This is a genomic window from Ochrobactrum sp. 19YEA23 (assembly GCF_029909865.1).
In the GTDB taxonomy this organism is placed as follows: Bacteria; Pseudomonadota; Alphaproteobacteria; order Rhizobiales; family Rhizobiaceae; genus Brucella; species Brucella gambitense.
This window is the reverse complement of record NZ_JASAMQ010000001.1, coordinates 521424-534334: the sequence shown is the minus strand read 5'-3', so window position 1 is coordinate 534334 and position 12911 is coordinate 521424. Positions and strand designations below refer to the sequence as shown.

Below are 12911 nucleotides of genomic sequence, written 5' to 3'. Positions count from 1 at the left end.
AACTAATCAGATCCTTGACAGTTCCTTTAGCTTGTAGATCAGGTCGAGCGCTTCACGGGGTGTCAGCTCGTCAGGGCTGATGCCTGCCACTGCCTTTGCCAGTTCGCTGTCCTTTGCCGATGCCTGTGGCTTCGGCTTTTCCTGCTGCAACACCACGGAAAACAGCGGCAGATCATCGATCAGCTTGTCAGCTTTGCCGGATGTTTCACCAGCTTCAAGCTGATGCAGCACATCGCGCGCACGGTTGACGACTGCTTCCGGCAGACCGGCCAGCCGCGCAACCTGCACACCATAGGACCGGTCGGCAGCGCCCTTGGCCACTTCATGCAGGAAGACGACATCATTGTCCCATTCCTTGACGCGCATCGTAACATTGGAAAGCCGCTCCAGCTTTTCCGACAGCGCCGTCATTTCGTGGAAATGCGTGGCGAACAAAGCGCGGCAGCGGTTCTTTTCATGCAGATATTCCACCGCCGCCCAGGCGATGGACAAGCCGTCGAAGGTGGCGGTACCACGACCGATCTCGTCGAGAATGACTAGCGAACGCTCGCCTGCCTGATTGAGAATTGCCGCCGTCTCCACCATTTCGACCATGAAGGTCGAGCGTCCGCGCGCCAGATCGTCGGAAGCGCCGACACGGCTGAACAGCCGGTCCACCACGCCGATTTGCGCCGCACCCGCAGGCACGAACGAGCCCATCTGGGCAAGGATCGCGATCAGCGCATTCTGGCGCAGGAAGGTCGATTTACCACCCATATTCGGGCCGGTCAGCAGCCAGATCGCGCCATTGCCGCCGTCGCTTTGTGGCGATAGATCGCAATCATTGGCAACGAAGGGATTGGCTGCCTGACGGCGCAGCGCCTGTTCCACCACCGGATGGCGACCCGCCACGATGTTGAAGGACAGGCTGTCATCAACCAATGGGCGGCAATAGCCCTGCTCATCGGCAAGCACGGCAAGGGCGGCCGAAACATCGAATACCGAAAGTGCCGCTGCAGCAGCGCGGATACTGTCGGCATGGGAAACGGCTTCAGCCGTCAGTTCTTCAAAGATGGCGAGTTCGATAGAAAGCGCCCGGTCGGCAGCATTGGCGATCTTGCTTTCAAGCGCGGCCAGTTCCGTCGTCGTGAAGCGCATGGCACTCGCCATGGTCTGGCGATGGATGAAGCGGCCCTTGGCGGCATCCGTATCGGTCATCGCGCCGGAATTATTCGCCGTCACTTCGATGAAATAGCCAAGCACATTGTTATGCTTGATCTTCAGCGACTTGATGCCGGTTTCCTCGATATAGTCGGCCTGCAAGCCAGCGATCACGCGGCGGGACTGATCACGCAAGGCGCGCATTTCGTCGAGTTCAGTGTTGTAGCCTTCGCGCACGAACCCGCCGTCACGCTTCAACAGCGGCAGCTCATCGGCCAGCGCCCGGTCGATATGTGCTGCGAAAGCCGCAGGCATGCCATCGAGCGCATCGCGCGCCGCGCCCAGCTCTTGCGGCAGAAGCGAACCTTCCAGTACAGAGACCAGCGTGCCCGCCGCCTCAAAGCCGCGCTGCAAGGCACCGAGATCCCGCGGGCCGCCGCGGCCCACTGCCAGACGTGACAGCGCGCGCGGCATATCCGGCACGCCTTTCAGTTCACGTCGCAGCGCATCGCAAAGCGTCTGTTCGCTGAGAAAGAACGACACGGAATCGAGCCGCATCGCGATTGGCTTGGGATCGGTCAACGGCGCGGTCAAACGCTCGGCCAGAAGCCGTGCGCCGCCGCCGGTGACAGTGCGATCCACCGCCTTGAGCAAGCCGCCATCACGGTTGCCCGACATGGTGCGAACCAGTTCCAGACTGGCGCGCGTTGCCGGATCGATGAAGATCGTGCCGCCTTCATGTTCGCGCTCTGGCCGCATCAGCGGCGGGCGTTCGGCAATCTGCGTCTTTTCGATATAGGCGATGGCGCCGGAAATGGCCGACAGTTCCGAGCGGCTGAACTGGCCGAAACCGTCAAGTGTGGCCACATCGTAATAGCGCTGAATGCGCGTCTGCGCGGCAGCGCTGTCGAACAGGGTTGCAGGCTGCGGCGACACCGCCTTGCCGATGAGATCGAAAGCCGGGCGCAATTCGGGATCGTGAAACGCCGTATCGGCCACCACCAGTTCGCGCGGATCAACGCGCATAATATCGGCAAAAAGCCGCTCTTCTGTCGTTTCAGCAACGCGGAATGTGCCCGTCGAAATGTCGATCCAGGCCAGTGCCAGCGCCCCGTCTCCCTTGGTGCGGCCAAGCGCCATCAGGAAATTGGCCTCAGACGGGTCGAGGAGCTTTTCCTCGGTCAGCGTGCCCGGCGTCACCAGACGGATGACATCGCGGCGCACCACGGATTTGGAGCCGCGCTTCTTTGCTTCCGCCGGATCTTCGATCTGTTCGCAGACGGCGACGCGATAGCCCTTCGTAATGAGCTTTTGCAGATAATCGTCGGCAGCATGGACGGGGACACCGCACATGGGCATGTCTTCGCCCAGATGTTTGCCGCGCTTGGTCAGTGTGATGCCGAGGGCTGCCGACGCCTCCACAGCATCGTCAAAGAACAGTTCGTAGAAATCGCCCATGCGATAGAACAGGAGCGAATCAACATTCGCCGCCTTGATCTCGATATACTGCTCCATCATGGGTGTGAGGCGAACAACAGTGTCCTGCGGGGTATTTTCTTCCGCTTCCGGCTTGTCGTTTTCGCCCCGCACGTCCATGCTATAAAACCTTCTTTTGTTGCGCGTTTCACGCGCCTAAAGTTATTAAATTTCTCATTCATTCGTTTTTGAATGAATAACTATTCCCAAAAGCGCTGTTTACACATTTCCAGACTGGCGCTATCGAATGCGACCGCACAAGATTCCGGAGGGAACATGCCAGTCTCTACGCCGAAGGGCAACACGCCAGAACGCACACCCACAGCCAGTGAGAAAGAAGCGCTCGACTTTCACGCGCAGGGCCGTCCCGGCAAGCTGGAAATCAACCCCACCAAGCCCATGACCACGCAGCGCGACCTGTCGCTGGCCTATTCGCCGGGCGTCGCCGTGCCGGTCAAGGCCATCGCGGAAGATGCCGCGCGCGCCTATGACTATACGGCCAAGGGCAATCTCGTCGCCGTCATTTCCAACGGCACCGCCATTCTGGGCCTCGGCAATCTCGGCGCGCTGGCGTCGAAGCCGGTCATGGAAGGCAAGGCCGTCCTGTTCAAGCGCTTTGCCGATGTCGATTCCATCGATCTTGAAGTCGATACGACCGATATCGACGCCTTCATCAACGCCGTGCGTTATCTTGGGCCCTCCTTCGGCGGCATCAATCTGGAAGACATCAAGGCGCCTGACTGCTTCATCATCGAGCAGCGCCTGCGCGAGCTGATGGACATTCCGGTTTTCCACGACGACCAGCACGGCACCGCGATCATCGCCGCCGCCGGTCTGATCAATTCGCTGCATCTGACCGGACGCGACATGAAGACGACCAAGCTCGTCTGCAATGGCGCGGGTTCGGCAGGCATCGCCTGTATCGAACTGATCAAGGCCATGGGCTTTGCGCCGGAAAACATCATCCTGTGCGACACCAAGGGCGTCGTCTATCAGGGCCGTGAAGAAGGCATGAACCAGTGGAAATCGGCGCATGCGGTGAAGACCGACCGCCGCTCGCTGACCGACGCCCTGAAGGATGCCGATGTGTTCTTCGGTCTCTCGGCCAAAGGCGCCCTGACAGAAGAGATGGTGCGCGCCATGGCGCCAAACCCGATCATCTTCGCGATGGCCAATCCCGATCCGGAAATCACCCCGGAAGAAGTCGCCCGCATCCGTGACGACGCCATCGTCGCCACCGGCCGTTCGGACTATCCGAACCAGGTCAACAATGTGCTTGGTTTCCCCTATATTTTCCGCGGCGCTCTCGATGTACGCGCCACGACCATCAACGATGCAATGAAGATCGCCGCCGTCAATGCGCTGGCCGAACTTGCCCGCGAAGACGTGCCGGACGATGTTGTCGCCGCCTATCAGGGCAGCCGTCCGCGCTTTGGCCCGAGCTACATCATTCCGGTGCCCTTCGATCCGCGTCTGCTCGCTTCGGTTTCGGCCGCCGTTGCCAAGGCTGCGATTGAAACCGGCGTTGCCGGTCGCATCATCACCGACCTCGAAGGCTACAAGAGCGAATTGTCGGCGCGCCGCGATCCCATCGCCTCGACGCTGCGCGGCATTTACGAGCGTGTGCGTCGCCAGCCAAAGCGCATCGTCTTTGCCGAAGGTGAAGAAGAACAGGTCATGCGCGCTGCGGTTTCCTATGTGAACCAGGGGCTGGGCACCGCCATTCTCGTCGGTCGCGACGAGCGCATCAAGGACACCGCGAAAGCCGCCGGTATGGATATCGAGCGCCCCGGCATCGAGATCATCAATGCGCGCCTTTCCAGCCGCAATTCGGCCTATGCCGACTATCTCTATGAGAAATTGCAGCGCAAGGGCTATCTGACCCGCGATTGCCATCGCCTCATCAACAATGACCGCAATCATTTCGCGGCCTGCATGGTGGCACTGGGCGATGCCGATGGCATGGTGACGGGTGTGACCCGCAATTATGCTACCGGCCTCGACGATGTGCGCCGCGTGGTCGATTCCAAGCCGGGCCATCGCGTGGTCGGTGTTTCCATCGCGCTCTGCCGTGGTCGCACCGTGTTCATCGCGGATACCGCCGTGCACGAGAAGCCAACAGCAGACGAGCTTGCCGATATTGCGGTGGAAGCCGCAGGCATGGCGCGCCGCATGGGCTATGTTCCGCGCGTTGCACTCACCGCCTTCTCGACCTTCGGCCATATGGGCGGCGAAACCTCTGCCCGTATTCAGGAAGCGGTGCGCATTCTCCATACGCGCCATGTCGATTTCGAATTCGACGGCGAAATGAGCGCTGATGTGGCGCTGAACCCGAAGCTGATGGAACAATATCCGTTCATCCGCCTGTCGGGCGCGGCCAATGTCATCGTGACCCCGGACAATCACTCGGCATCGATTGCCGCCGATATGCTGCAGGAACTGGGCGGCGCGACCATTATCGGCCCGCTGCTGGTCGGTCTCGACAAGCCGGCGCAGATCGTCAGCATCGGAGCCAAGGATTCCGACATCGTCAATATGGCGGCCATTGCCGCCTATAATGCGACGAACTAAGTGTCTGAATCAAAAAGTGGCAGGCCGTGGCGAAAATGGTGATTTCGAGAACCGGAGCGCAGCGTACATTTGGGTACGTGAGCACCGGAAGCGGAGAAATTGCCATTTGCAGCCCGGCATGGCTTCTTTTTGATGAGACACTGAAATATTAGAAATGAAGCATGATAGGGCCGGGGAAACCCGGCCTTTGCTTTTGCATATTCATCCATTGTAAAAGCCGCTATAGGATAGTCTTGTCACCGCAATTCCTTTCCCGAAAAGCCGGACCTGCAAGCCGCATGAGCGCACACGACCTGAAGCTGGAAGAGATCGTCAATCCCGACACGCTCCGTCGCAAGCTCAACGAGCTGGCGGATTCGACTGACGAAAGCTATACGAGCCTTCCCGTGCGCAAGGTGGTGCTGCAGGCGCTGAAAGATGCACTGGTGCGTGGCCGCGCCAATGCGGAAGGACTGCTGATGAAGGACGGCGGCGGCACGCTCTGCGCGCGACGCCTCTCCTATCTCATGGATACGTTGATCGAGGTGCTGTTCGAATTTGCGACCACCAAGGCCTATCCGATGGTCAATCCGTCCAAGGCGGAAAACATGGCCATCGTCGCGGTCGGCGGTTATGGGCGCAACGGACTGGCGCCGGGTTCCGACATCGACCTCCTGTTCCTTCTGCCCTACAAGCAGACCCCCTGGGGCGAGCAGGTCGTCGAATATATGCTCTACATGCTGTGGGACATGGGGCTGAAAGTCGGCCACTCCACACGCAATATCGATGAATGCATCCGCCTGTCGCGCGAAGACATGACGATCCGTACCGCCATTCTCGATGCGCGTTTTCTCACCGGCAACAAGGATCTGTTCACCGCGCTGGTGACCCGCTTCGACGAGGAAATCGTCAAGGATACCGGGCCGGAATTCATTCAGGCCAAGCTTGCCGAGCGCGACGAACGCCACCGCAAGGCGGGCGAGACGCGCTATCTGGTGGAGCCGAATGTCAAGGAAGGCAAGGGCGGCCAGCGCGACCTGCATACGCTGTTCTGGATCGCCAAATATTTCTACCGCGTCAAAACCAAGGAAGAGCTGGTCAAGCTCGGCGTGCTGTCACGCGCCGAATTGCGCATCTTCAACAAGGCGGAAGATTTTCTCTGGGCCGTGCGCTGCCACATGCATTTTGCGACACTGAAAGCGGAAGAGCGCCTCTCCTTCGACATTCAGCCGGAAATCGCCCAGCGCCTCGGCTATACCGCGCATCCCGGCCAGAACCATGTCGAACGCTTCATGAAACACTACTTCCTCGTGGCGAAGGATGTGGGCGACCTGACCCGCATCATCTGCGCCGCACTTGAGGAGCAGCAGGCCAAGCATGTGCCGGGCTTCAACCGCATTTTCCTCACCTTTTCGCGCCGCAAGCGCAAGCTTTCGACGGATGGCTATTTCGTCTCCGAAAATCACCGCATCAACACGGCGCACCCCGACGTGTTTTCGGAAGATCCGGTCAATATCATCCGCATCTTCCAGCTGGCCGACAAGCATGGGCTGGAATTTCACCCGGAAGCGATGCAGCAGCTCACCCGCTCGCTGAAACTCATCAATGCCGATCTGCGTGAGAACCCCGAAGCCAACAAGCTTTTCCTCGACGTTCTGACATCGCCGCGCAATCCCGAACTGATCCTGCGCCGCATGAACGAATCCGGTGTGCTGGGCAAGTTCATTCCGGATTTCGGCAAGATCGTCGCCATGATGCAGTTCAACATGTATCACCACTATACGGTGGACGAGCATCTGCTGCGCTGCATTGCCGTTCTGTCGGAAATCGAACATGGCGAACTGGAAAACGAGCATCCGCTTTCCAATCATCTGATCACCACGATCAAGCGCGACCGCAACCTGCTTTATGTGGCGCTTCTCCTGCATGATATCGCCAAGGGCCGCCCGGAAGATCATTCGATTGCCGGTGCCCGCATTGCCCGCAGGCTTTGCCCGCGCTTCGGCCTCACCCCTTCCGAGACGGAAACCGTGGAATGGCTGGTGCGCGAACATCTGACCATGAGCATGGTGGCCCAGTCGCGCGATCTCAACGACCGCAAGACCATCATCGACTTTGGCGATACGGTGCAGACCATGGAACGGCTGAAGCTGCTGCTGATCCTGACCGTTTGCGATATCAAGGCGGTCGGTCCCGGTGTCTGGAACGGCTGGAAGGGCCAGCTTCTGCGCACGCTTTTCTATGAAACCGAACTTGTGCTGACCGGCGGTTTCTCCGAACTTTCACGCGCCGACCGCGACCGGCAGGCCCGTGAAGCGCTGGCCGAAAAGCTTTCCGACTGGCCAGCTGCAGAGCGGGACGCCTATCTTGGCCTGCATTACATCAACTATTTCCTGACCGTCAGCCTCGACGATCAGGTGCGCCATGCGCATTTCATCCGCGAAGCCGACCGGGAAGGTCGCGCGCTTGCCACCATGGCCAAGCCGCAGAGCTTCGAGGCCGTGACGGAAATCACCGTTCTGGCGCCCGATCACCCGCGCCTCTTGTCGATCATCACCGGTGCTTGTGCTGCCGCAGGCGGCAACATTGTCGATGCGCAAATCTTCACCACCGGTGACGGACGTGCGCTCGATACGATCCTGATCAGCCGCGAATTCGATCTTGACGAAGACGAGCGCCGCCGCGCAGAGCGCGTGGGCAAGGTGATTGAAGACGTACTTTCCGGCAAGGCGCATCTGCCCGATGTGCTGGCCAAGCGCACCAAGCCGAAAAAGAATGCCAAGGCGTTCACCGTGGAGCCGCGCGTCGAGATCAACAACACGCTGTCGAACAAGTTCTCGGTCATCGAAGTGGAAGGTCTGGACCGTCCCGGCCTGTTGTCGGAACTGACCGGCCTTATTTCTGACCTGTCGCTGGATATTGCTTCGGCGCATATCACGACCTTTGGCGAAAAGGTCATCGACAGTTTTTATGTAACGGACCTCGTGGGTCACAAGATTTCCAACGCCACCCGCCAGGGCAACATCCGGCGCAAGGTTCTTGCACTGCTCAGCGGCGAAAACGGCAGCAAGGCCAATGGTCGCTCGTCGCAGGCTGCAGCATAAGTTAGGTTTCTCAAAAGCATGAGTCTGGTAAAAAAGTTCGCCACAGTGGCATCCGGCACGCTGATGAGCCGCATATTCGGCTTCACACGCGAGATGTTCATGGCGGCAGCACTCGGCACCGGCCCGGTCGCCGATGCTTTCAACGCAGCATTCCGCTTTCCGAACACGTTCCGGAGATTGTTTGCCGAAGGCGCATTCAACTCCGCTTTCGTGCCGCTTTTCGCCAAGGAAATCGAAAAGAACGGCATGGATGGTGCCCGCCGCTTCTCCGAAGAAGTGTTCGGTGTATTGTTCACGGTGTTGCTGTTCATCACCATCGTGATGGAACTCTCGATGCCCTTCATCGTGCGCACCGTCATTGCGCCGGGCTTCATGGATGACCCGGTCAAGTTCGACAATACGGTGCGGCTGGCAACCATCATGTTCCCCTATCTCGCCTGCATGTCGCTGGCGGCCATGATGGGCGGTATGCTCAATTCGCTGCACCGCTATTTTGCGGCAGCGGTTGCGCCGGTCTTCCTCAACATCATCCTGATTGGCGTGCTGGCGCTGGCCTGGTGGCGCGGCTATGACGCGCTGGCCGTGGGCTATGGCCTCTCCTGGGGTGTCATGGCGGCAGGTCTGGTGCAGCTTGCCATCGTCTGGCTCGCCGTGCGCAATGCGGGCATCAAGATCGGTTTCCGCCGCCCGCACCTGACGTCCAACGTCAAGCGACTGCTGGTGCTGGCGCTGCCTGCCGCAATCACCGGCGGCATTACGCAGATCAACCTGCTCATCAACACCAATATCGCTTCCGGCATGGAAGGCGCTGTTTCCTCGCTGGTCTATGCCGATCGCATCTATCAACTGCCGCTGGGCGTGGTGGGCATTGCGGTTGCCACTGTGCTGCTGCCGGAGCTGTCACGCGCCTTGCGCGGCGGCCACATGAAGGAAGCCTCGAACCTGCAGAACCGCTCGGTCGAGTTCACGCTGTTTCTTACGCTTCCCGCAGCAGCAGCGCTTCTCGTCATGTCGGAACCCATCGTGCGGCTTTTGTTCGAGCGCGGCAAATTCAGCCCGGATTCCACAATCGTCGTCTCCAACATTCTGGCGATTTACGGTCTCGGCCTGCCCGCTTTCGTGCTGATCAAGGCGTTCATTCCGGGCTTCTTCGCCCGCGAGGATACGCGCACGCCGATGATCTTCGCGGCCATTTCCGTTGCTGTGAACGTGTCGCTTGCCGTCACGCTGTTCCCGCGCCTCGGCCCGACCGGCATCGCCACGGCAGAAATCGTGGCTGGCTGGGTCAATGCCGTCCTGCTGTTTGCAACGCTGGTGAAGCGCGGCCATTGGGGGCAGGATATTCCACTTCTCACCCGCATTCCGCGCCTGTTGATCGCGGCGGGCGTGATGGCATTCGGCATTCATTATGCCATCGGCCATTTCGCCTATGAGCTTTCTTCCGCCGCTCCCTTTGCGGTTCGGGCCGGTACGGTCTGCGCCATGGTGGTTGCCGCGATGATCGTCTATTTCGGCCTCGCCTTCGGTCTCGGCGGCGCAAATACCGGCATGATCCGTCGCAATGTTAAACGCGGCGCGGTCAAGAAAGAGCCCGAGAGTGACGCATAATTGTCCTTGAAAGGCGATTGTGCCTCTGCGAAAAGACCTGCGTTCAAAAATTCCTTCGCTCTCCACCGGCGAAGGCCAACATCAGGATTTTATCATGAGCACGTTCAAACCGCTTATCTTCTCCGGCGTCCAACCGACCGGAAATCTTCACCTCGGCAATTATCTGGGGGCGATCAAGCGGTGGGTAGAGGTCCAGAAGACCGAAGAATGCATCTATTGCGTCGTGGACATGCACGCGCTGACCGTGTCACCCGACCCGGCTGAACTGCTGCAATCCACCCGTGAAGTGACGGCGGCGTTTCTGGCTTCGGGCATCGATCCGAAGAAGAGCATCGTCTTCAACCAGAGCCGCGTCATGCAGCATGCGGAACTTGCCTGGGTGTTCAACTGCATTGCGCGCATCGGCTGGATGAGCCGCATGACGCAGTTCAAGGACAAGGCCGGCAAGGACCGCGAAAATGCTTCGCTTGGCCTCTTTGCCTATCCGAGCCTGATGGCTGCCGACATTCTGCTCTATCGCGCCACCGCCGTGCCGGTTGGCGAAGACCAGAAGCAACACCTCGAACTCACACGCGATATCGCGCAGAAGTTCAACAACGACTATTCCGACCGTATCGCATCGCTTGGTATCGGCGTGGATATGCAGGTCGGCGACGAGAAGGTTTCGGGCTTCTTCCCGCTGACCGAGCCGATGATTTCGGGTCCGGCCATGCGCATCATGTCGCTGCGCGACGGTACCAAGAAAATGTCGAAATCCGATCCGTCCGACCTGTCGCGCATCAATCTGATCGACGACGAAGACACGATCACCAAGAAGATCCGCAAGGCCAAGACCGATTCCGATGGCCTGCCGTCGGAACTGGACGGTCTGTCCGGTCGCCCGGAAGCGGACAATCTGGTCGGCATCTATGCAGCTCTCGCTTCGCAATCGAAGGAAGATATCCTTGGCGAATTTGGCGGACGCCAGTTCTCGGAATTCAAGGCGGCATTGGCCGAGCTGGCTGTGACCAAGCTTTCGCCAATCACCCATGAAATGCGCCGTCTGGTGGCTGATCCGGCCCATATCGACAGCGTTTTGCGTGATGGCGGCGAGCGCGCAGGCGTTCTCGCCGAGAAGACGATGCATGATGTGCGCGACATCATCGGCTGGTTGCAAGACTGATTTTCATTCCTGCCAATACGTGTCTGATCCAAAAGTCGCCATACCGGTCTGCAAATGGCAATTTCTGCGCTTACCTAGGCTCACGTACCTTTAAGTACGCTGCGCTCCGGTTCTCGAAATCACCATTTTCGCCACGGCCTGCCGCTTTTTGATTCAGACACTAAGGGCGACCGATTTTTTGCGGTCGCCCTTATCTTCATTTTTGCTTTGACGCACATCTTATCCGAAAACCGTTTCACACTTTTCGGGATGCGCTTAGAAAAAACGCCTGTCGTTTACGGTCACAGCAAACAATGCTGGCTTGCGGGCAGCCAATCCTGATGGCAAATTGCGCCCATGGTATCCAAACGACTGAGCCGGGAATCCGGTCACCGACGCAAATTTCTAGCCGTCATCGACGAAACGCCTGAATGCGGGCGCGCCGTCGCCTATGCCGCACGCCGTGCCAAAAACACGGGCGGCTCGCTCATTCTGCTATTCGTTATCGATGACTCCGATTTCCAGCAAATTTTGGGCGTCGGTGAAATCATGCGGTCCGAAGCGCAGGATCGAGCGCGATCTGCACTGGAAAAATTCGCCGCTGTTGTGCGCGAAGATCAGGGCATAGAACCCGAACTGAGCATCCGTGAGGGCCAGACAGCCGAAGAGCTGCTCAGCTTGATTGAGGAGGATCAGGATATCGCTATTCTGGTCCTTGCTGCCGGTTCTGGCAAGGAAGGCCCCGGCCCTCTTGTTCAATCGCTCGCTGGCCGCGCCCAGTTTCCCATCCCCGTCACCGTGGTTCCCGCAGGGTTGACCGATGACGACATTGATGCGGTGACCTGACACAACAGTTGCATTCTTCGTGATGCCGGGCTGCAAAGAGCAATTACCCGCGCTCTGGTGCTCGAAAATCACTCTTTCGCCACGGCCTGACGAATTTGCAACCGTCGTGCAATCACCCTATATTGATAGTAACTGAAACGCGCCTGAGAGCGACAGCCCTTGTTTCCGCGCGGTTTCGCGATTATTAGAACAGTTCCAAAATTGAAAGCGGAGAACTGGCATGTTCATCCAGACTGAAACCACGCCCAATCCGGCGACCCTGAAGTTTCTGCCCGGCAAGGTGGTCATGCCGGAAGGCACCGCCGATTTCCGCGATGCTTCATCCGCAGGCAATACATCACCGCTGGCGGCCAAGCTGTTTGCCGTTCCGGGCGTCACCGGCGTTTTCTTCGGCTATGACTTCATCACCGTCACCAAGGACGATGGTGAATGGCAGCACCTGAAGCCTGCGATCCTCGGCACGATCATGGAACATTTCATGTCGGGCGCTTCGGCAATGGCTGGCAATGCCAATGCAGATGCCGCCGCCGCGCATGGTGATGAAGAATTCTTCGATGAAGCCGATACCGAGATCGTTGAAACCATCAAGGAACTGATTGAAACCCGCGTTCGCCCTGCCGTTGCGCAGGATGGCGGCGACATCACCTTCCGTGGCTTCGAAAACGGCACTGTGTTCCTCAATATGAAGGGCGCATGCTCCGGCTGCCCGTCTTCGACTGCGACGCTGAAGCACGGCATCCAGAACCTGCTCCGCCACTTCGTACCGGAAGTCCAGCAGGTCGAACAAATCTGATCGGTATCACAAACTGAAATCTGAAAAACGCCGGATCATCAGTCCGGCGTTTTTTATGGAACCTCACTGCGGGAGCAATCCAGACACCGCTAATGGCGGGGCTTGAGGCATATCGTATATTAAGTAAAAACGATATCGCGGCACTTATCATGGACCAAACTATGGCGATTGCGACGCCACAGAAAAAGTATAAATTCGTCAATGTTTCAAGTCCGCTTTATAAAAATGCGAACTACATTGCTCTGAAAATAAA

7 protein-coding genes are annotated in these 12911 nt (G+C 58.6%); 6 read left to right on the top strand and 1 reads right to left on the bottom strand.

Annotation, left to right across the window (positions count from 1 at the left end; all coding sequences use genetic code 11):
* Nucleotides 1-6: 6 nt before the first annotated feature.
* On the bottom strand, nt 7-2736 hold the full coding sequence (gene mutS, locus QBD01_RS02365) for a DNA mismatch repair protein MutS (RefSeq protein ID WP_280991454.1): 2730 nt from the start codon (nt 2734-2736) through the stop codon (nt 7-9).
* Nucleotides 2737-2892: 156 nt separating this feature from the next.
* Between mutS and QBD01_RS02360 the strand changes: the two genes are divergently transcribed.
* From QBD01_RS02360 to QBD01_RS02335, 6 genes are all read left to right on the top strand, one after another.
* The gene (locus QBD01_RS02360; RefSeq protein ID WP_280991453.1) at nt 2893-5187 is read left to right on the top strand and encodes an NADP-dependent malic enzyme; all 2295 of its coding nucleotides are present in this window, start codon (nt 2893-2895) and stop codon (nt 5185-5187) included.
* Nucleotides 5188-5465: 278 nt separating this feature from the next.
* Nucleotides 5466-8270 carry a [protein-PII] uridylyltransferase gene (locus QBD01_RS02355; protein WP_280991452.1) on the top strand — a complete coding sequence of 935 codons (2805 nt, stop codon included), beginning with the start codon at nt 5466-5468 and terminating at the stop codon, nt 8268-8270.
* Nucleotides 8271-8288: 18 nt separating this feature from the next.
* The gene (murJ, locus tag QBD01_RS02350; RefSeq protein ID WP_280991451.1) at nt 8289-9878 is read left to right on the top strand and encodes a murein biosynthesis integral membrane protein MurJ; all 1590 of its coding nucleotides are present in this window, start codon (nt 8289-8291) and stop codon (nt 9876-9878) included.
* A gap of 94 nt (nt 9879-9972) precedes the next feature.
* Nucleotides 9973-11040, top strand: a complete 1068-nt coding sequence (gene trpS, locus QBD01_RS02345; protein WP_280991450.1) for a tryptophan--tRNA ligase — start codon at nt 9973-9975, stop codon at nt 11038-11040.
* A gap of 336 nt (nt 11041-11376) precedes the next feature.
* Nucleotides 11377-11865: a universal stress protein gene (locus QBD01_RS02340; RefSeq protein WP_280991449.1), complete on the top strand. Its 489-nt coding sequence runs from the start codon at nt 11377-11379 to the stop codon at nt 11863-11865.
* 220 nt (nt 11866-12085) lie between these two features.
* A complete protein-coding gene (locus QBD01_RS02335; protein ID WP_109368170.1) occupies nt 12086-12658 on the top strand; it encodes a NifU family protein in 573 nt (190 codons plus the stop codon).
* Nucleotides 12659-12911 lie beyond the last annotated feature (253 nt).